We start from the raw sequence: 18,352 nt of genomic DNA, 5'->3' as shown, positions 1-18,352 counted from the left end.
AGCAGTGCGGTTGTCCCGAGACGTATTCGCCGCTGACGGTCATCCCATGAATAAGAATGTCCGCGGCGCCGCCGCGTCGCCCGGTCTTCTTTTCGGCTTCAGCACTACGAGCTTCGCCGCCGGAGACGGACTCGGCCGTCGTGCGGCGGCCACCGGCAACAGCAGCTTCGCCGGCCAGCACCGCGAAGCGCGCAGCGGCAGCGCCATGGTCCGCCCGCGCATGCGTTCGGGACGCATGATGCGCCGTCACCGCTGATCGACGGTCCAGAGCCGACGCACGCGTTTTCTCGATCGATTCGCTTCGGAAGCAGCAGACCGTCGCAAGATCGTCAGTGCAGTGATTGGTTAGGACTTTGTTAACCATACGCCCACGATCTTCATTCACTTGGAAGTGATGAGGCAGTCATGGCGAACTCTCCCCTGCGGCCGGTGACGTCGGTCCTGGCCAAGTATCCGATCCCGATCGAGCTCATCGCCGCCCTCTACCGCGCGAACGATGTGGAGTTCGGAAAGCTGATGGAGACGATGCCGGAATACGGTCGCGCCCGGGTCGCTGCCTATTGCACCGATCGGGAGCGCCTTCACCACATCGGCGTACGGATCGCCGGCACCTGCGCCGAGGCCACGCTGGTTCAGGCTGCGGGTGCGAAGGCCGGCGCCGATCTGTTCGCAAGTTCACGCGCCGGAAGTGACGTGGCTCACTGAGCGCTGCGCTCTTCACCGCAAGACCTGCATGTAACAAATGATCGGCTAAACTTGCCGTACCGGTCATTTGTATTCGGTCCGCCTCCGCAAAAACCGACTGTCAAACCTCACACGAACCTGCAATGGATACAGGATGCCCGCCTGCCGGGCCGAATGAGGATTTGATATGAAGTCATTCATTATTGCTTCCGGGCTGATCCTGCTCTCGATCCCGGCATTCGCCCAGGGCGGCTCGCCCTACAATTCGTCCGGCTCGCAGGCCGGCGGTCCGCGTGCGGGCGAGGAGCGTCGCATGGGTACCGGCGGCGGTGGCCCTTCCATGGATCCTGCCATGAGCGAACGACCGAAGATGAAGTCCCGCATGAAGAGCCATCGTCGGATGAAGCATCACCGCCGCCATCACGCGATGTGACGCCCCATCCATCACCGCGACGGTGAGTCCACTGGGTCTCGCAGGCCTCCGGCTTGCGGGACTCCGGAAAAGGCATGTTGCCTGTGTTGGCTTACGGGGCATAGCGGGAGGCCGGCCCGTGTGTTTCGACGAACATCGAGAGACTGCGTCCACTTTGGCGGTCCGGGCATCGGCGCGCGGCCATTTTCGTTGCAATCTGGCGACATAGTTGCAGTCCGGCGACAGAGCGGATTTGATGCGCGAAGACGCACTCCACCGCATCGTATTTTATGAGGCGGCGTGAGATGGTCCGGGTGTCGCATCACTCGCTGCAAATGCCATGATCACCGCATCCGAAAACCTCGTCATCCAGCATCGTGAAGTCGCCGCCGTGCTGGCGACTTATGGACTCTTCCTCAGTGGGGTTTTTGCGATCGCGTGGCTCATCGCTTGAGCCTGTTGCAACGACCGAACAGACAGGCCCGGCTCTCGTCGGACCGAAGGCCGCTTTGACGGCTATAGGCAATCCGCATCGCCCATCGGGCTTCGGATCGGCGCGTCAGAAAACGATGCAATTTCAGCGAGATGGTGGTCGCCTCCATGGGGCGACCGGTTCGCAACCAAACACCCGGTTTCCCTGTCAGATAAGGAAAACCTGGTGGAGCTGAGCGGGATCGAACCGCTGACCTCCGCAGTGCGATTGCGGCGCTCTCCCATCTGAGCTACAGCCCCGTTCCGGGGTGCCGGCCTTTTAGGCTCGGGCACGCCAGACTGTCAATTCCGGAAATCCTGCTGCTTTGCCTGCGCGTGAATCGTGCCTCCAAGGCCGGGACCACGAGGACATCGATCCCCCGCATGAACGCCTTCATCTGGCTCTTCGACACCGTCGTGCAGCTCTACATCTATGTCCTGATCGCCAGTGCCGTGCTCAGCTGGCTCGTGGCCTTCAACGTCGTGAACGTGCGCAACCCGATCGTCTCGCAGATCGGGGAGGTGCTCTACCGGCTCACCGAGCCGGTGCTGCGGCCGATCCGCAACATCCTGCCCAACCTCGGCGGCGTCGACCTGTCGCCGATCGTGCTGGTGTTGCTGCTGCTGTTCGCGAGCCGCCTGCTCCATGAGTTCCTGCCCATGCAGCCGACCGTGTACACGCGTTGAGCGCCACGCCTGCGATAGGACGATAATCTGCCATGAAGACCAATCCTGGCCGCTTCTTCGAGGATTACCGCCTCGGCGAGACCATCCGCCATGCCACGCCCCGCACGGTCACCACCGGAGACGTCGCGCTCTATACGGCGCTCTACGGCCCCCGCTTCGCGGTGCAATCCTCTGACGCCTTCGCACGGGCGCTCGGCTACCCTCAGAGCCCGCTCGACGACCTGCTGACCTTCCACGTCGTCTTCGGTAAGACGGTTCCGGACATCTCGCTCAACGCCCTCGCCAATCTCGGCTATGCCGAGGGCGGCTTTCGCCGTCCGGTCTATCCGGGCGAGACGCTCTCCACCGTTTCCGAGGTGATCGGCCTCAAGGAGAGCTCGAACCGTCAGACCGGCGTGGTCTACGTGCGCTCCACCGGCTCGGACGCCAACGGCGAGACCGTTCTGAGCTATTGCCGCTGGGTGCTGGTGAAGAAGCGCGATCCGGAGGCCACGATCACGCAGGAACACGTGCCGACCTTCGCCAAGGTGGTCTCGCCTGCAGATCTCGCCGGAGCCCTGCCGCCTCTCGATGCCGGCGCCTACGATGTCGATCTCGCTGGCAGCCCGCACCGGTTCGGGGACTACGTCGTCGGTGAGAAGATCGACCACGTCGACGGCATGACCGTGGAGGAGGCCGAGCATCAGATCGCCACGCGCCTGTTCCAGAACACCGCGAAGGTCCATTTCGACGCCTTCGCCACCAAGGACACGCGCTTCGGCCGACGCCTGATCTATGGCGGCCACGTGATCTCGCTGGCCCGTGCCCTGAGCTTCAACGGTCTGGCCAACGCCTTCGCGCTCGCCGGCATCAATGCCGGCCGTCACGTCGCCCCGCTGTTTGCCGGCGACACGGTCTATGCCTGGAGCGAGGTGCTGGAGACCGCAGACCTCCCGAACCGCTCCGATGTCGGGCTCCTGCGCCTCAGGACCGTCGCCACCAAGAACCAGCCTTGCGGAAACCACCCCGGCAAGGTCGGCGACGGCTACGATCCGTCGGTCATCCTCGATCTCGATTACTGGGCGTTCATGCCACGCTGACGATTCAGCCGCCGAAAAACCCGACCACGGCGCGCCGCAGCGGGTTCGCCGGGTCGGAGAGCAGACGGAGCGCCATCAGGCAGGCGATGGTGACCAGGAGCGGCCGGATCAGCCGGGCACCCAACCGGATCGCGAGACGCGATCCGACCTGGGCACCGAAGAACGCACCGACCGCCATGGCGAGGCCGATGGGCCAGATCACATGCCCGCCTGCCGCGAACAGCGCGAGGCTGCCGAGATTGCTCGCGGCATTGGCGAGTTTGGTGTGCGCTGTGGCCCGCACGACGCCGAGGCCCAGCAGCGTCACGAAGCCGATCATGTAGAACGCGCCGGCGCCGGGTCCGAACACCCCGTCGTAGAAGCCGACGGCCGGTGCCCAAGTCAGGGCGAACAGGGCAGGGGTCACGCGAGCGGTAGCGTCGTCGTTGCTCATGCGGCGCGCCATGGCAAAGTAGAGTGCGATGCCGACGAGCAGGATCGGCACGGCAGCGTCGAGCACCGGGCGCGGCAGCAGGCTCACGCACAGGGCGCCCCCGATCGAGGCGATGCCGGCGCTCAGCGCAATCTTCCAGGCGTCCGGCCAATGGATCAGGCCACGGCGCGCGAACGCGATCGTCGAGGAGACGGCGCCGGCACTGCCCTGGAGCTTGTTCGTCGCGATGGCGCTCACGGGATCGAGCCCGGACAGCAGCAGGACCGGCACCGTCAGCAGACCGCCGCCACCCGCGATGGCGTCGACGCACCCGGCCGCCAGGGCGACCGCGAAGAGGCCTGCGATCAGGCCGATATCGACGCCGAAGATCATATCCCACTCGTCCCTCAGCCGCGGCAGACCGGCCGCGGACAGGCAGGCGAACGGATGATCGTTTGAAGTCACGCCGCCGATCGACGGCGTGACGGCCTCAGTTGCGCACGATCACCTTGGTGCCGACCTTCGCGCGATCGTAGAGATCGACCACATCCTTGTTGGTCATGCGGATGCAGCCGGAGGAGACGGCGGCGCCCATGGTCTCGGGTTCGTTGGACCCGTGGATGCGATAGAGCGACGAGCCGAGATACATGGCGCGGGCACCCAGCGGATTGTCCTGGCCGCCGGCCATGAAGCGCGGCAGGTCGGGCCGGCGGGCCAGCATCTGCGCCGGCGGGCGCCAAGCCGGCCATTCCTTCTTCATGGTTACCGTCTTCTCGCCCGACCACGAGAAGCCCTGCCGGCCGACGCCGACGCCGTAGCGCACGGCCTCGCCGCGGCCCAGCACGTAGTAGAGCCGGCGCTGGCTCGTCGACACGACGATGGTGCCCGGCTTCTCCGCGCCCTTCCAGGCCACGGTCTCGCGAGGGATCGCCTGCTCGCGAAAGATGTTCATGAAGTCGGCGATCGGGCCGCTGTCGAACGGGTTGGCGGCGCTGGCGCCCTGTCCGGATGCGATCGTGGCGAGGGCCGCGAAGGCCGATGCAGCGATGATGCGACGCGTGAGCATGAGTCGTCTCCTTCGGCCGAGGCGGGTGTTCGGCGGCCGATGCCGGCGATGTCCGTTCCGGCAGCCGCCCGATTCACGAAGCGACCGAAACACGGACGACGACTGGATCGGATGGGCGAATGATCGGAGCGTGGAGCCTTGGCGGCATGGGGTGGGGTGGTCAACCCAGGGATAGTCGAACCGCGAGGCTTGTGGGATCCGAGCAACGCCGAAGGAAATCGCCCGGAGGGCGAAGCGCAAGAGCCGAGAGTTCCACGACAGAATGCCGCAGGATATTGCGTTGCGTTGCACCCGGTACCAACCTTGGGTAGGTGACCACTCCCCCCACGATGGCTGTACTATCCGGACCTCCTGCCGATTCCTCGGCATGGAAGCTGCTGGGCTATCGGGCTTTCCGCACAGCGGTCGCCTGTCTCGCACTCACGCTCGTGATGATGATGGGGCTTCAGCAGAACCGGTTCGCCGTGACGCCGGATGGCGAGCGGGTCGTGCTGATGGATGCACAGCCCGGCGACTTCCATGCGACGACGATCGCGGCCACCGTCACGGCCGACCTCGACGATTGCCTCGACGATGCAGGCTGGACCGGATTGCCCTCTCTCGCCTTGGCGCCGCCCGCAGCAACGATCGGCTCCGCCATCGTGGCGATCGCGGAAAGTTCGGACGCGACGCGGCTCGAGCGCCCTCCCAGAACGACGGCCTGATCGACCACGCCGCCCGCGCGTCGCGAGAACCCGTACCTGCTGCGGATCGATCAATCCCGACGCTGTCGTCTGATCGCCAGAATCCTCTGCGATGAGTAGCGCAAGACCGTGCAACGCCGGCCAGTCCGGGATGCAATCACCGATACGAACGGAATCTTACGCCGGGGCCGCTTATCCAGGGGCCCGGCGATTGCCACGGCCTCGCTCCGATTCCGGACGAGGGTGCGTCAGGCTTTTGAACACCCGATGCCGATCCGTGAGCGGGCCGACCATCGCCAGAGTTTCGCAGGAGCGAAGTGATCGTGACGTCTTTCTCCACCCGTGCACCCTGGGCTTGGCCGGCCTCTCTCGCCGCCGGCTTCGTCATGGTCGCCCTGTCGGGCTGTGACCAGAAACAGCAAGCCGCCGCCCCCGTTCCGGGTCCGGCCCCCGAGGTCAGCATCGTCACGGTGCGCGAGCAGCCGATCCCGTATGTCCGCGACCTGCCCGGTCGCGTGGCGCCGCTGCGGATCGCCGAGGTGCGCTCGCGTGTCTCCGGACTGGTGGTGAAGCGCACCTTCGAGCAGGGGAGCTTGGTCAAGGAGGGCGACGTCCTCTACAAGATCGACCCCGCGCCCTTCGTGGTGGAGCTCCAGAGCGCTGAGGCGGTGCTCGCCCGCACAGAGGCGGCGCAGGTGCTCGCCGGCCAGCAGGCCGACCGCCTGGAACAGCTCCTTTCGCGCCAGACCGCGAGCCAAGCCCAGTACGACGCCGCCTATGCCAGCCAGAAGCAGGCCCAGGCCGAGGTTGCCGGCGCCAAGGCCTCCCGCGACAAGGCCCGGCTCAACCTCGGTTACACCGATGTCCGCGCCCCGATCTCCGGCCGCATCGGTCGCGCTCTCCTCACCGAGGGCACGCTGGTGGAGCAGGGCGCGACGTCGAACCTCGCCACAATCCAGCAGCTCGATCCGATCTATGTCGACATCACCCAGTCGGTGGGTGAGCTGAACAAGTTGCGCCGGGATCTCGCCAGCGGCGAACTCTCGCGCCTGAGCGGCGACACCGCCAACGTCCATCTGATCATGGACGATGGCTCGCTCTACGGCTCGGCCGGCAAGCTGCTGTTCTCGGACGTCACCGCCGATCCGAGCACCGGTCAGGTGACCCTTCGCGTGCTGTTCCCGAATCCGCACGATGAGCTGTTCCCCGGCATGTACGTGCGCGCCCGGATCAAACAGGGCATCGATTTCGATGCCATCGCGGTTCCGCAGCAATCGATCCAGCGTACCAACGACGGCAAGGCCGAGGTTTGGGTGGTGCGAGAGGACGAAAAGGTCATGCTGCAGCCCGTGGAGGTCGGCCCCGTGGTCGACAACCAGTGGGTCATCCGCGAGGGCCTGAAGGCCGGCGACCGCGTGGTGGTCGAGGGCGTTCAGAAGATTACCGCCGGTCAGCAGGTCAAGGCGGTGGAATTGCACCCGGCCGGCCACGAAACCGGGACGAAGCCGCGCGACACCGACGGGGCGGAAGCAACGCCCGCCACGCAGAACGCAGCGCAGGTGCGCTGAGCCATGGCCCGTTTCTTCATCGACCGGCCGGTCTTCGCCTGGGTCGTCGCCCTGTTCATCATCCTGGGCGGAGCGCTCTCGCTCCCCCTCCTGCCCGTGGCGCAGTATCCGGTGATCGCGCCGCCCTCGATCGCGCTCTCGACGGCGTTTCCCGGCGCGTCGGTGGAAAGCCTCTACACCGGCACCACCCGCCTCATCGAGGATGAGCTCAACGGTGCTGCCAATATCATGAGCTTCGAGTCGACCACCGATTCGTTCGGCTCGATCAACATCACCGCGACGTTCCTACCGGGCACCGACCCGGCGCTGGCCTCGGTGGAGGTGCAGAACCGCCTGAAGCGCGTCGAGGCGCGCCTGCCGGCAGAGGTGCGCCAGCAGGGTATCCTGGTGGAGGAAGCTTCCGCCGCGACCCTGAACATCATCACCCTCGTCTCCACCGACGGGAAGATGGACGAGATCGGGCTCGGCGATTTCCTGATCCGCAACGTCATCAACGAAATCCGGCGCGTGCCCGGCGTCGGGCGCGCCACCCTCTATTCGACCGAGCGGTCCCTGCGCGTCTGGGTCGATCCAGACAAGCTGCGCGGCCTCTCACTGATGCCCGACGACGTCACCAATGCGATCCGCAACCAGAACATCCAGATCGCCTCGGGCGCGGTCGGCGCCCAGCCGAGCCCCGTCAGCCATCCGGTCTTCGCACCGATCGTCGTCAAGGGTCAGCTCAACACCGTCGAGGATTTCGGCGCGATCGTGCTGCGGGCCAATTCCGATGGCTCGAACGTGCGCCTGCGCGACGTGTCGCGGATCGAACTCGGAGGCGACGCCTACCAGTTCTCGACACGATTGAACGGCGGCGAAGCAGCCGGCATCTCGGTGACCCTCGCCCCCGATGGCAACGCCCTCGAGACGGCCAAGGCCATCCGCGCCAAGATGGAGGAGCTCGCCCAGTTCTTTCCGCCGGGCCTGAAGTGGGACATTCCCTACGACATCACCCCGGCCGTGCAGGCCTCGATCAAGAAGGTCCTGATGACCCTCGTCGAGGCGGTGATACTGGTCTTCGTCGTGATGTTCGTGTTCCTCCAGAACATCCGTTACACCTTGATCCCGACCATCGTCGTACCGATCGCCCTGATGGGGACCGTCACGGTGATGCTGCTCGCCGGGTTCTCGATCAACGTGCTCACCATGTTCGGCATGGTGCTCGCCATCGGCATCCTCGTCGACGACGCCATCGTGGTGGTGGAGAACGTCGAGCGCATCATGAACGAGGAGGGCCTCTCGCCGAAGGAGGCCACGCGGAAGGCCATGGGCCAGATCACCGGCGCCATCATCGGCATCACGCTGGTGTTGATCGCGGTGTTCATTCCGATGGCGTTCTTCCCCGGTTCGGTGGGCATCATCTACCGGCAGTTCTCCATCGCGATGGTCACCTCCATCGGTTTCTCGGCACTGCTCGCCCTGTCGCTGACACCGGCCCTGTGTGCGACCCTGCTCAAGCCGATCGAGAAGGGCCACGGCCATTCCAAGGGCGGCGTCTTCGGTTGGTTCAATCGGGTGGTGGACCGCGAGACCGCGCGCTACGGACGTGGCATCGCCGGGCTCATCAAGCGCTCCGGCCGGGTGATGGTGGTCTATCTGGCACTTGTGGTCGGCATGGGCTTCGCCTTCCTGCGACTCCCCGAAGGCTTCCTGCCGGTCGAGGATCAGGGCTTCTTCACCGTCGACATCCAGACACCGCCGGGCGCCTCGTTCAACCGCACGCAGACCGCCGTGCGCGAGGTCGAGAAATACCTGCTCGCTCAGCCCGGTATCGCCACGGTGACGATGCTGAACGGCTTCTCGTTCTCGGGGCAGGGCCCGAACCTCAGCCAGGCCTTCGTGACCCTGAAGCCCTGGAGCGAACGCGACGCATCGAACTCCGCCAACGCTCTGGTAGCCGGCACCAACGCGGCGTTGGCCGGCTACCGCGACGCCATCGTCGACGCGCAGGAGCCGCCGCCGGTGGACAATCTCGGCAACGCGGCCGGCTTCTCCTTCCGCCTCCAGGACCGGGCGCAGAAAGGGTACTCGGCGCTCACCGCCGCCGAAGCGCAGTTGCTGACCCTCGCGAAGAAGAGCCCGATTCTGCAGAAGATGAAGATTGAAGGCCTGTCTCCGGCCCCGCAGGCGGAACTCATCATCGATCGTGAGAAGGCGGCGGCTCTCGGCGTCAAGTTCGAGGACATCAACAGCACGATCCAGGTCAATCTCGGATCGGTCTACACCAACGACTTCCCGAACCAGGGCAAGATGCAGCGCGTCTACGTCCAGGCCGAGCAGCTGCAGCGCATGCAAGCGCCCGATTTGCTGAACTACGGAGTGAAGAACGCCACCGGAACGATGGTGCCGATGTCCTCCTTCGCCGACCTGAAATGGGGTGTCGGCCCATCGCAGATCGTCGGCTTCAACGGCTACCAGTCGGTGCGCATCACCGGCGAGCCGGCGGCGGGCTACACCTCCGGAGACGCGCTCATCGAGATGGAGCGCCTGATGCAGCAACTGCCGAAGGGCTTCGGTTACACCTGGACTGGACAGTCGCTTCAGGAAAAGCAGGCCGGCAGCCAGGCATCCTTGCTGCTCGGCCTGTCGATCCTGATCGTGTTCCTGTGTCTGGCCGCGCTGTACGAAAGCTGGTCGATTCCGTTCTCGGTCCTGCTCGTCATCCCGCTCGGCATTATCGGCTCGGTGGCGGCGGTATATCTGCGCGGCATGCCAAACGACGTCTACTTCAAGATCGGGATCATCACGATCATCGGTCTTTCGGCCAAGAACGCGATCCTGATCGTGGAATTCGCCAAGGACCTGTGGAAGCCCGGCACCTCCCTCGTCGATGCGACCATCGAGGCGGCGACCCTGCGCTTCCGCCCGATCGTGATGACCTCTCTCGCCTTCATCTTCGGCGTGGTACCTCTCGCCATCGCCTCGGGTGCGGCCTCGAAAAGCCAGCAGGCGATCGGCACCGGCGTGCTCGGCGGCATGATTTCGGCGACGATCCTCGCCGTGCTGTTCGTGCCGGTGTTCTTCGTCGTCGTCATGCGTCTGTTCCGGCGCAAGGACGCGATGCAGGGAATCCGGCCCGAGGCCGAGCCCGGCGCCGTGCAGGCGGGCCATCACGTACCGGCAGAATAAGCATCCCGGATCACCGACAAAAAAGGGGCGCGTGGTTCTCAGAACCGCGCGCCCCTTTTTCGTGCCTGCCGGCCGCCCATGCACGGACGGTGATCGTCAGACTTCGCGCGTGACCATCATCTTCTTGATCTCGGCGATGGCTTTGGCCGGGTTCAGCCCCTTCGGACACGCGTTGGCGCAGTTCATGATCGTGTGGCAGCGGTAAAGCCGGAAGGGATCGTGCAACGCGTCGAGACGCTCACCGGTGTTCTCGTCGCGGCTGTCGATGAGCCAGCGATAGGCCTGGAGCAGGGCCGCCGGGCCGAGGAAGCGGTCGCCGTTCCACCAATAGCTCGGGCAGGAGGTGGTGCAGCACGCGCACAGGATGCACTCGTACAGCCCATCGAGCTGGGCGCGATCCTCCGGCGTCTGCTTCCACTCGCCTTCCGGGGCGGGCGTCTCGGTCTGGAGCCAGGGCTCCACCGAGGCATGCTGGGCGAAGAAGTTCGTCAGGTCGGGGACGAGGTCCTTCAGCACCGGCATGTGAGGCAGCGGGTAGATCCGCACCGCGCCGGTCTTCTTGCCCTTGGCATGCTCCTGGCACTCGTCGATGCCCATGGTGCAGGCGAGGGCATTCTGGCCTTCGATGTTCATGGCGCAGGAGCCGCAGATGCCCTCGCGGCAGGAGCGGCGGAACACCAGAGTCGAATCGACCTTGCTCTTGATCCACAGCAGGGCGTCGAGGACCATCGGCCCGCAATCGTCCCGATCGACCTGATAGATATCGACGCGCGGGTTCTTCCCGTCATCGGGATTCCAGCGGTAGATCCGAAATTCCTGGAGGTTGTTCCCACCCGTCGGCCGAGGCCAGATCTTGCCCTCGGTGAGCTGGGAGTTCTTGGGGAGGTTGAACTGGGCCATGTCCGTACCTTCGTAGAGAGCGGGGCGGAGCAGCGGTGTCACGCGCTTCGAACCGCAGGATTTCTATTGGCGGGCAAGCCAGCCGGCGATGAATTGCTCTGCTTCCACCTGGGATACCTGCGTTCCCACAGGACTCGACAAGCGGAACTTCACGTATTTTCCGCGTAGGCCCGTGAGGCACAGCAAGCTTTCGGTCACGCCGAGATCCGGGCGGTCGATGGTGAAGGCGCGGCATGCGACTGCGTCTCCCGCTGCGCCGCCGAGCCGCATCGGTCCGCGATCCGTGCTTCCGCGATAAACGCCGCGCTCCACCAGCGTCCGGATTTCGCCGCCCGCCTGCGCGATCTGTTCCGCGACACCCGAAGACGATGGCCCGTCGGCGATCAGCGCAACTCCGCCGTCGTAGACGTAGACATCCGCTTTCCAGCGACCGTTCGTGTACACGACGGAGTAGCCGTATCCGGGAGCGCGGGCTTCGTAATCGGTCCTGGGTCCGCGTGCGAAGCCGACGACCTCCGGCGGAAAATCGAAGTCCGGAGCCCGCGCCGCCGCCGGCACGATCAGAAGGAGAGCTGCCATGATCGCAAGGGCAGCGCTCGCACGGCGGCGCAGCGTCGAGTTCATCGCCTCATCTCCTACAATCCGGCATCGCGGAAATGCGCGGTGCCGTCTCGTTCTTCATCAGTATACGCGCGCCTTCGGCTCGATATACTGAATCTCGTTCGACATCGTGTAAGTATGGACCGGACGGTAATCGATGCTGACCTGCTTGGATTTGTCGTCCATCCAGGCGAGCGTATGCTTCATCCATTCCTTGTCGTCGCGATCCGGGAAATCCTCTCGGGCATGCGCGCCGCGGCTCTCCTTGCGGTTGGCCGCCGATTCCATCGTGACGACCGCCTGGCCGATGAGGTTGTCGAATTCCAGGGTCTCGAGCAGGTCGGTGTTCCAGATCAGCGAACGATCTTCGATCTTGATGTCCTGGATGCCGGAGGCGACCTTGTGGATGAGGGTCTTGCCCTCTTCCAGCACTTCGCCGGTGCGGAAGACCGCGCAATTGTTCTGCATGGTCTTCTGCATCTCGGCGCGCAGTTCCGCCGTCGGCGTATTGCCGTTGGCGTAACGGAAGCGGTCGAGGCGGCCGAGCGCCTTGTCGGCGGAGTCCTTCGGCAGGTCCATCTGGCGGCGGCCCGGCTCGACGATCTCGGCGCAGCGCAGGCCGGCCGCACGGCCGAACACCACGAGATCGATGAGCGAGTTGGAGCCGAGCCGGTTGGCGCCGTGAACGGACACGCAGGCCGCTTCGCCGAGCGCCATCAGGCCCGGCACCACCGTGTCGGGGTTGCCGTTCTTCAGGGTCAGGACCTCGCCGTGATAGTTCGTCGGGATGCCGCCCATGTTGTAATGCACCGTCGGCAAAACCGGGATCGGCTCCTTGGTGACATCGACGCCGGCGAAGATCTTGGCGGATTCGGAAATCCCCGGCAGGCGCTGGTGCAGGATCGCCGGGTCGAGATGGTCGAGGTGCAGGTAGATGTGATCGCTGGTCTTGCCGACGCCGCGGCCGGCCCGGATCTCCATGGTCATCGACCGTGAGACCACGTCGCGCGAGGCGAGATCCTTCGCCGACGGCGCGTAGCGCTCCATGAAGCGCTCGCCCTCGGAATTGGTGAGATAGCCGCCCTCACCGCGTGCGCCCTCGGTAATGAGGCAGCCGGCGCCGTAGATGCCGGTGGGGTGGAACTGCACGAATTCCATATCCTGCAGCGGCAGGCCGGCGCGCAGCACCATGGCATTGCCATCGCCCGTACAGGTATGGGCGGAGGTGGCCGAGAAATACGAACGGCCATAGCCGCCGGTGGCCAGAATGGTCTGCTGGCCGCGGAACCGATGAATCTCGCCGGTGGCTTGATCGATGGCGATGACGCCGAGGCAGCGGCCGTCCTCGTCCATGATCAGATCGAGGGCGAAGTACTCGATGAAGAAGTTGGTGTTGTTCTTCACCGCCTGGCCATACAGCGTGTGCAGCATCGCGTGGCCGGTGCGGTCGGCCGCGGCACAGGTCCGCTGGGCGGTGCCCTTGCCGTAATCCGTGGTCATGCCGCCGAAGGGGCGCTGATAAATCTTGCCTTCTTCGGTGCGCGAGAACGGGACGCCCCAATGCTCGAGCTCGTAGACCGCGGCCGGCGCGTTGCGCACGAGGTACTCGATGGCGTCCTGGTCACCGAGCCAGTCCGAGCCCTTGACGGTGTCGTACATGTGCCAGCGCCAATCGTCCGGCCCCATATTGCCGAGGGAAGCCGAGATGCCGCCCTGGGCCGCCACGGTGTGCGAGCGGGTGGGGAACACCTTGGTGATGCAGGCGGTACGCAGCCCGGCCTGCGAGCAGCCCACTGTAGCGCGAAGCCCCGCACCGCCGGCACCGACGATCACCACGTCGAAGGTGTGGTCGGTGATCGTATAGGCGGGCGCGCCGTTCGATCCGTTGCTGGCCATGGACGATCTCCTTGGGTTCCGGATGCGATCAGACGAGGCGCGCCAGACTCACGCGCATGATCGCGTAGAGACAGGCGACGGCCACACCGACCGAATAGACGTTGTTGGCGAACAGGGCGGCGAACTTCAGCCCCTTGGCTTGGACATAGTCCTCGATCACCACCTGCAGGCCGATCCTCATGTGGAGCGCGACCGAGATCACGGCGAGGATCAGAATGAGCGCCACGAGGGGGTGCGACACCAGGGCGACCGCCTCGGGGTAGGGGCGCCCGGACATCTTGGCGATGATTACGATGAAGGCGATCATCAGCGGCACGTTGGCGGCCGCGGTGACGCGCTGCTGCCACCAGTGGCCGGCGCCGTGGCCGGAGGCGCCGAGACCCTTCACGCGGGAGCGCGCAGTGCGCAGCGAAGTCTTTGCAGTGTCAGCCATGATCGGCCTCCTCAGCGCACGACGAGGGCGATCGCCCAGATGAGAACGGTGGCGATCACCGACGCGATCAGCGTACCGCGTGCCAACGCCATCCGGCGCTCACGGTCGAAGCCCTGGCCGACGTCCCAGACGAAGTGGCGCAGACCGCCCAGCATGTGGTGCATCAGGATCCAGGTGTAGACGAACAGGATCAGCCGACCGACGATCGAGCCGAAGAACCATGCGACGGCGTCGTAGCCGAGCGGGCCCGAGGCGAGGGCTACGAGCCAGATCGCGACGAGGCCGGTGCCGCCGTAGAGCGCGGTGCCGGTGATGCGGTGGAACACCGACATCGCCATGGTCCAAGTCCAGCGATAGATCTGGAGATGGGGCGACAAGGGCGCTGCGACCGTGGGTCGGACGGTGGGTGGCATCGTGGTTGCGATCCTCGATTTTTGTCAGCGTCGCGAAAATGGGATTAAAACTTTGGACCGTCTCTAAGGTGGTACAGGCCGCGAGCCAATGCGCAACCCGTCTCCATAGCCGGCGGGATGCGACACTCTCGGCCGATCGTCAGTCGCGCTTCCGTCACCGCGCTCATGGGATTTGTCCCAGGATACGCCACCACAGGTAGTCGAGCGGCGCGATCAGGAGGACCGAGGCGAAGCCGGTGAGCAGGGTCAGCTTCGTCGCCTGCACCAGGGGCACCCGCCCAAGATCCACAGCCATCACGATGGGGGGTGCCTGATAGGGCAGGAACAGCGTCGAGTACCCCACCACCTGGATCATCACGACGCTCATGAGGTCGAGATTGCTCGCCCGCGCCATCTCGCCGGCCAGAGCGGTGTAGAGGGCCGGTGCCCCGTTAGCGGTGACCGCGAGGGTCAGGATGGCGGCGAGACCCGCGAGAATCCCGAAATCGTGGGCCGGCGCATCCGCCCGCAGCGGTGCGATACTAAGGAGCGCGTGGCCGAGACGGGCGCCGAGGCCGATCTCGTTGACCGTCGCCACCAGGCCGAGCAGGGCGGCGACGTAGAAGCAGGTGCGCAGGTTCACGGCACCGAACGCCTCCGCCGGCAGCACGCCGATGCGCGGCAGCAGGCAGATCACCGCGGCCGAGAGCCCGATCCAGGCCGGCGCGATGTGGTGCACACCGTCCGTCACCCACAAGGCCAGCGTTGCGACCAGAATCACGGACAGGCGCCGGGCCTCAGGCGTGAGGGGCGCACCGTCCACCTCTGCCGGCCCTGCATTCGCTCCCAGCCGATCCGGGAACATCCAGACCGTCGCGACGACGAGGAGCACACCCTTGGCGATCGCCAGGACCGGCGCATGCAGGATCAGATAGGGCAGGTACCCGATATGCAGACCGTATTGGGCCTCCGCCGTGCCGGCCATGACGAGGTTGGGCACGTTTGCCGGTAGTACCGCAGCGGACAGGATCGGCGTCGCCAGCCCCACCGCCAGTACGGCGCCGTGCCGCCCGGGCCGTCCGGGCTCGAGCCCGAAGGCGTCGCACAGGGACAGCACCACCGGTATCAGCAAGGCGATCCGCCCGAGATTGGATGGCATGACGAAGGACAGGGCGAAGGCGAGCGCCACGAGACCGGCGATGAACCCGCGATAGGATGTGGAAAGATAGCCCGAGAGGCCGAGGGCGAGCCGGGCGCCGAGCCCGGTGCGCGTCATCGCCAGCCCGACCACCATGCCGCTCAGCACCAGCCAGAAGGCGGAGGAGGCGAATCCTGAAAACACCACGGCCGGCGGCGCGAGGCGAAACAGCATCGCAAGGGCGAAGAACAGCATCGCGGTGACGATCTCCGCCACGAGACCGCTCGCCCAGAGCCCCATGCAGAGCACGAGCAGCAGCCCGGTCATCACCACCGTGCCGTCCCCGCCCAGGAGTGATGATGTCTGCATCGCGCCGGAAACCGTTCCGTGACCGCCGGCCTGACGCCGCTGCCGTGTTTGCGAGGACTGACACTTGCCCTCGAATTGGAACGGTTCGCAATTCGGAAGACTTCGATCGATCCTTCGCCGTTGGCGAAGGATCGAAGGTCAGAAACGGGACGGGTCGAGCTCGAAGGTCGGCGGCAGCGCCGCGAACCATTCGCCATAGAACGGGTCGAGCGGGATCTTCTCGGCCCAGCGGTCGCGGAAGCGCTCCTGCTCGGCCGGGTCGACGCTGCGCACCCGGTTCCGGCTCTCGTAATGATAGAGCGAGACCGTGGCGCAATAGACGATGCGCAGGCCGCGATCCCACAGGCGCAGACACAGATCGACGTCGTTGTAGTTGACCGGAAATCCCTCGTCGAAGCCATCGATGGCATCGAAGTCGGTCCGTTTCACCATCACGCAGGCCCCGGTGACCGCCAGATAGTTGCGGTTGGCCGCCGTGGAGAAGAAGTGCCCCGGATCGTCCCCGGGATAGCCACGGCGAATATGGTCGGGCGTTGAATCGACGACGGAGACGCCGGCATGCTGGATTTCCCCGGTCTCGAACAGCAGCTTGGGGCCGACCGCGCCCACGCCGGGGATCTGGAGCAACGCCAGCATCGCCTCGATCCAGTCGGGCGTGATCACCGCGATGTCGTCGTTGAGGAACACCAGCACGTCGCCCGCGGCGGCCCGCGCCCCGAGATTCATCTTGGCGGCGACGTTGAAGACCGGCTGCGCATAGGTGACGCGCCGCGCCCCATGTCGGTCGAGGGCGGCCTGCGTCTGCGGTCGCAGATCGCCGTTGTCGACGACCACGATCTCGATGGCGTCGTAGAGACTGGTCTGGCGGATGCTGGCGAGGCAGGCGGCCAGGAGATCGACGCTCCGCCCGCCGACCACGCTGTCGCGTCCGGCGCTCGGGATCACGATGGAGACGAGCGGCCGTGCCATCAGCTTTCGGCGCAGATCGAAGCAGCCCTTGTAAGGGGAGGGGCGAACGTAATCGAGTTCGCCGGTGCGCCGTGCCCTGTCCTCGAGGCCACGCACCGCCGACGCGATGACGTAGTCCTTGTTGTCCATGGTCTGCGCCGTGGAACCGGGGATCGCGCGCCAGTGATAGAGCACCTTGGCGACGTGATGGACGTTGCGAACCTGCTCGGTGTACCGAAGGGCGAAGTCGTAATCCTGCGCACCGTTGCAAACCTCTCGAAAGCCGCCGATGCGGCCGACGATATCCATCCGGTAGAGCGCCAGATGCGCCGTATACATGCAGGCTTCGAGCGCCTCGGGCGACCAGTCCGGCTTGAAGAACGGATCGTAACGCACGCCGTCGATGGAGATCTTGTCTTCATCGGAATAGATGAAGTCCACCGTGGGGTCGGCGTTGAGGATGCGCACGAATTCGTAGAGGGCGTTGTCCGGGATCACGTCGTCGTGGTCCATCAGCGTCATGTATGTGCCGGTCGCCAGCGCCATCGCGTCGTTGGACGCGGCAGAGATGCGGCCGTTCTCGCTCCTCCGATGCAGCTTGATCCGGGAATCACCGGCCGCGAACGCCGCGAGCATCGGCAGGATGTGCGGCGATGGCGAGTTGTCGTCGCACAGGCACAGTTCCCAATCCTGATAAGCCTGCGCCTGCACCGATGCGATGGCCGCTTCCAGCCAGCGCAGGGGCGTGTCGTAGACCGGCATGACGATCGAAATGCGTGGCTGGATGCCGAACCCGGCGATGGCGCGACGCATCGCCTCCACCGACAGGCGTGACGGCGTCTCCACCGTGTCGATCCAGGTGGTGTAGGAGGCCGGCGCAGGCCGCGGCCTCGCACTATCGCGAAAGGCGGTCCAGAGCGCGCGCGCAGGCCGGCTGTGGGCAAGGCCGGCAAGACGCGGCAGCAGGCGTAGCGGAGTCCGCTCCTCCGGGGGGAGCGTGTCCAGGAGTCGGCGAGCGGTCTCCACGCAGGCACCCACCGGGCTCAGATGCGTCAGGCTGACAGCGCTCAGGCTGAAACGGCCCGGTCCACCGAGCGGGTCGAGGCGCAGGCCGCGCACGCGCCTGGGCAGATGCACGAGGTTGTCGATACCGTTCGCATCGGCTTCGAGGGGAATGACCAGCGTCTCGCGAAACCCCTTGCCGTCGTCGACATAGAGCAGTGGCGTCAGCTTGGTCCGCTCCGAGGGAGTCAGGTCGGCCCGGATGCGCACCCAGCCGCCACGATGCCGGCCCCGCGCCTTAGCCGGCCACAACCGGAAATGGGGGTCGGAGCCGGTCGCCCGCCATAGACCCGCCTGGTCCTCCGCCACGATCTGGCTGACGGGGTCGAGGCGGCAACGGATCGTACGCGGCAAACCCGGAAATCCTTCACGCCGATGCCGCCC

The 18,352-nt window shown here is 65.6% G+C and carries 17 protein-coding genes and 1 tRNA gene; 8 read left to right on the top strand and 10 right to left on the bottom strand.

Annotated elements, in window-relative coordinates; genetic code table 11:
• Positions 1 to 46: 46 nt before the first annotated feature.
• From G3T14_RS07440 to G3T14_RS07430, 3 genes are all read left to right on the top strand, one after another.
• A complete protein-coding gene (locus G3T14_RS07440; protein ID WP_163641602.1) occupies positions 47 to 256 on the top strand; it encodes a hypothetical protein in 210 nt (69 codons plus the stop codon).
• 149 nt (positions 257 to 405) lie between these two features.
• Complete coding sequence (locus G3T14_RS07435) at positions 406 to 705, top strand: hypothetical protein (RefSeq protein ID WP_163641601.1); 300 nt, start codon at positions 406 to 408, stop codon at positions 703 to 705.
• A 166-nt stretch (positions 706 to 871) separates the two neighbouring features.
• Entirely contained in the window at positions 872 to 1,117 is a 246-nt protein-coding gene (locus G3T14_RS07430) for a hypothetical protein (RefSeq protein WP_163641600.1), read from the top strand.
• A gap of 635 nt (positions 1,118 to 1,752) precedes the next feature.
• Here the strand turns inward: G3T14_RS07430 and G3T14_RS07425 are convergent.
• Positions 1,753 to 1,828: transfer RNA gene (locus G3T14_RS07425), tRNA-Ala, on the bottom strand.
• A gap of 123 nt (positions 1,829 to 1,951) precedes the next feature.
• Here G3T14_RS07425 and G3T14_RS07420 point away from each other — a divergent pair.
• Entirely contained in the window at positions 1,952 to 2,254 is a 303-nt protein-coding gene (locus tag G3T14_RS07420) for a YggT family protein (protein ID WP_163641599.1), read from the top strand.
• Positions 2,255 to 2,286: 32 nt separating this feature from the next.
• Positions 2,287 to 3,333, top strand: a complete 1,047-nt coding sequence (locus G3T14_RS07415; protein ID WP_163641598.1) for a MaoC family dehydratase — start codon at positions 2,287 to 2,289, stop codon at positions 3,331 to 3,333.
• 4 nt (positions 3,334 to 3,337) lie between these two features.
• Here the strand turns inward: G3T14_RS07415 and G3T14_RS07410 are convergent, their stop codons facing one another.
• Together G3T14_RS07410 and G3T14_RS07405 are read right to left on the bottom strand one after the other, a co-directional pair.
• Positions 3,338 to 4,138 (bottom strand): TSUP family transporter, encoded by an 801-nt coding sequence (locus G3T14_RS07410; protein ID WP_163641662.1) that lies wholly within the window; start codon positions 4,136 to 4,138, stop codon positions 3,338 to 3,340.
• Positions 4,139 to 4,235: 97 nt separating this feature from the next.
• A complete protein-coding gene (locus G3T14_RS07405) occupies positions 4,236 to 4,811 on the bottom strand; it encodes a L,D-transpeptidase (protein WP_204262698.1) in 576 nt (191 codons plus the stop codon).
• A 329-nt stretch (positions 4,812 to 5,140) separates the two neighbouring features.
• Here G3T14_RS07405 and G3T14_RS07400 point away from each other — a divergent pair, with 329 nt between their 5' ends.
• The 3 genes from G3T14_RS07400 to G3T14_RS07390 all read left to right on the top strand — a co-directional run bounded on the left by G3T14_RS07400 (position 5,141) and on the right by G3T14_RS07390 (position 10,230).
• Positions 5,141 to 5,515: a hypothetical protein gene (locus G3T14_RS07400; RefSeq protein WP_204262697.1), complete on the top strand. Its 375-nt coding sequence runs from the start codon at positions 5,141 to 5,143 to the stop codon at positions 5,513 to 5,515.
• A 365-nt stretch (positions 5,516 to 5,880) separates the two neighbouring features.
• A complete protein-coding gene (locus G3T14_RS07395; RefSeq protein WP_163641660.1) occupies positions 5,881 to 7,062 on the top strand; it encodes an efflux RND transporter periplasmic adaptor subunit in 1,182 nt (393 codons plus the stop codon).
• A 3-nt stretch (positions 7,063 to 7,065) separates the two neighbouring features.
• A complete protein-coding gene (locus G3T14_RS07390) occupies positions 7,066 to 10,230 on the top strand; it encodes a multidrug efflux RND transporter permease subunit (protein ID WP_163641596.1) in 3,165 nt (1,054 codons plus the stop codon).
• 96 nt (positions 10,231 to 10,326) lie between these two features.
• Here the strand turns inward: G3T14_RS07390 and G3T14_RS07385 are convergent, their stop codons facing one another.
• The 7 genes from G3T14_RS07385 to G3T14_RS07355 form a co-directional block, all read right to left on the bottom strand.
• Complete coding sequence (locus G3T14_RS07385; protein ID WP_163641659.1) at positions 10,327 to 11,130, bottom strand: succinate dehydrogenase iron-sulfur subunit; 804 nt, start codon at positions 11,128 to 11,130, stop codon at positions 10,327 to 10,329.
• Positions 11,131 to 11,193: 63 nt separating this feature from the next.
• On the bottom strand, positions 11,194 to 11,754 hold the full coding sequence (locus G3T14_RS07380; RefSeq protein ID WP_163641594.1) for a hypothetical protein: 561 nt from the start codon (positions 11,752 to 11,754) through the stop codon (positions 11,194 to 11,196).
• Between the two features lie 57 nt (positions 11,755 to 11,811).
• Entirely contained in the window at positions 11,812 to 13,626 is a 1,815-nt protein-coding gene (sdhA, locus tag G3T14_RS07375; protein WP_163641592.1) for a succinate dehydrogenase flavoprotein subunit, read from the bottom strand.
• Between the two features lie 28 nt (positions 13,627 to 13,654).
• Positions 13,655 to 14,059, bottom strand: coding sequence for a succinate dehydrogenase, hydrophobic membrane anchor protein (sdhD, locus tag G3T14_RS07370; RefSeq protein WP_163641590.1), 405 nt, complete (start codon positions 14,057 to 14,059; stop codon positions 13,655 to 13,657).
• Between the two features lie 11 nt (positions 14,060 to 14,070).
• The gene (gene sdhC, locus G3T14_RS07365; protein WP_163641588.1) at positions 14,071 to 14,472 is read right to left on the bottom strand and encodes a succinate dehydrogenase, cytochrome b556 subunit; all 402 of its coding nucleotides are present in this window, start codon (positions 14,470 to 14,472) and stop codon (positions 14,071 to 14,073) included.
• Between the two features lie 163 nt (positions 14,473 to 14,635).
• Entirely contained in the window at positions 14,636 to 15,958 is a 1,323-nt protein-coding gene (locus tag G3T14_RS07360) for an SLC13 family permease (RefSeq protein ID WP_163641586.1), read from the bottom strand.
• A 138-nt stretch (positions 15,959 to 16,096) separates the two neighbouring features.
• Positions 16,097 to 18,322: a glycosyltransferase gene (locus G3T14_RS07355; RefSeq protein WP_246733032.1), complete on the bottom strand. Its 2,226-nt coding sequence runs from the start codon at positions 18,320 to 18,322 to the stop codon at positions 16,097 to 16,099.
• Positions 18,323 to 18,352 lie beyond the last annotated feature (30 nt).

It is taken from the genome of Methylobacterium sp. BTF04, assembly GCF_010692745.1.
Taxonomy (GTDB): Bacteria; Pseudomonadota; Alphaproteobacteria; order Rhizobiales; family Beijerinckiaceae; genus Methylobacterium.
Note: the sequence above shows the minus strand (reverse complement) of the source record. Positions and strands in the feature narration are given on the sequence as shown.

What these genes read in the sequence shown, in the direction of transcription:
- G3T14_RS07420 (WP_163641599.1), top strand. Translation starts at nt 1,952, where the DNA reads ATGAACGCCTTCATCTGGCTCTTCGACACCGTCGTGCAGCTCTACATC.
- G3T14_RS07400 (WP_204262697.1), top strand. Translation starts at nt 5,141, where the DNA reads ATGGCTGTACTATCCGGACCTCCTGCCGATTCCTCGGCATGGAAGCTG.
- G3T14_RS07440 (WP_163641602.1), top strand. Translation starts at nt 47, where the DNA reads ATGAATAAGAATGTCCGCGGCGCCGCCGCGTCGCCCGGTCTTCTTTTC.
- G3T14_RS07410 (WP_163641662.1), bottom strand. Translation starts at nt 4,138, where the DNA reads ATGATCTTCGGCGTCGATATCGGCCTGATCGCAGGCCTCTTCGCGGTC.
- G3T14_RS07380 (WP_163641594.1), bottom strand. Translation starts at nt 11,754, where the DNA reads ATGAACTCGACGCTGCGCCGCCGTGCGAGCGCTGCCCTTGCGATCATG.
- G3T14_RS07435 (WP_163641601.1), top strand. Translation starts at nt 406, where the DNA reads ATGGCGAACTCTCCCCTGCGGCCGGTGACGTCGGTCCTGGCCAAGTAT.
- G3T14_RS07430 (WP_163641600.1), top strand. Translation starts at nt 872, where the DNA reads ATGAAGTCATTCATTATTGCTTCCGGGCTGATCCTGCTCTCGATCCCG.
- G3T14_RS07360 (WP_163641586.1), bottom strand. Translation starts at nt 15,958, where the DNA reads ATGCAGACATCATCACTCCTGGGCGGGGACGGCACGGTGGTGATGACC.
- G3T14_RS07385 (WP_163641659.1), bottom strand. Translation starts at nt 11,130, where the DNA reads ATGGCCCAGTTCAACCTCCCCAAGAACTCCCAGCTCACCGAGGGCAAG.
- G3T14_RS07390 (WP_163641596.1), top strand. Translation starts at nt 7,066, where the DNA reads ATGGCCCGTTTCTTCATCGACCGGCCGGTCTTCGCCTGGGTCGTCGCC.
- sdhC (WP_163641588.1), bottom strand. Translation starts at nt 14,472, where the DNA reads ATGCCACCCACCGTCCGACCCACGGTCGCAGCGCCCTTGTCGCCCCAT.
- G3T14_RS07415 (WP_163641598.1), top strand. Translation starts at nt 2,287, where the DNA reads ATGAAGACCAATCCTGGCCGCTTCTTCGAGGATTACCGCCTCGGCGAG.
- sdhA (WP_163641592.1), bottom strand. Translation starts at nt 13,626, where the DNA reads ATGGCCAGCAACGGATCGAACGGCGCGCCCGCCTATACGATCACCGAC.
- G3T14_RS07405 (WP_204262698.1), bottom strand. Translation starts at nt 4,811, where the DNA reads ATGCTCACGCGTCGCATCATCGCTGCATCGGCCTTCGCGGCCCTCGCC.
- G3T14_RS07395 (WP_163641660.1), top strand. Translation starts at nt 5,881, where the DNA reads ATGGTCGCCCTGTCGGGCTGTGACCAGAAACAGCAAGCCGCCGCCCCC.
- sdhD (WP_163641590.1), bottom strand. Translation starts at nt 14,059, where the DNA reads ATGGCTGACACTGCAAAGACTTCGCTGCGCACTGCGCGCTCCCGCGTG.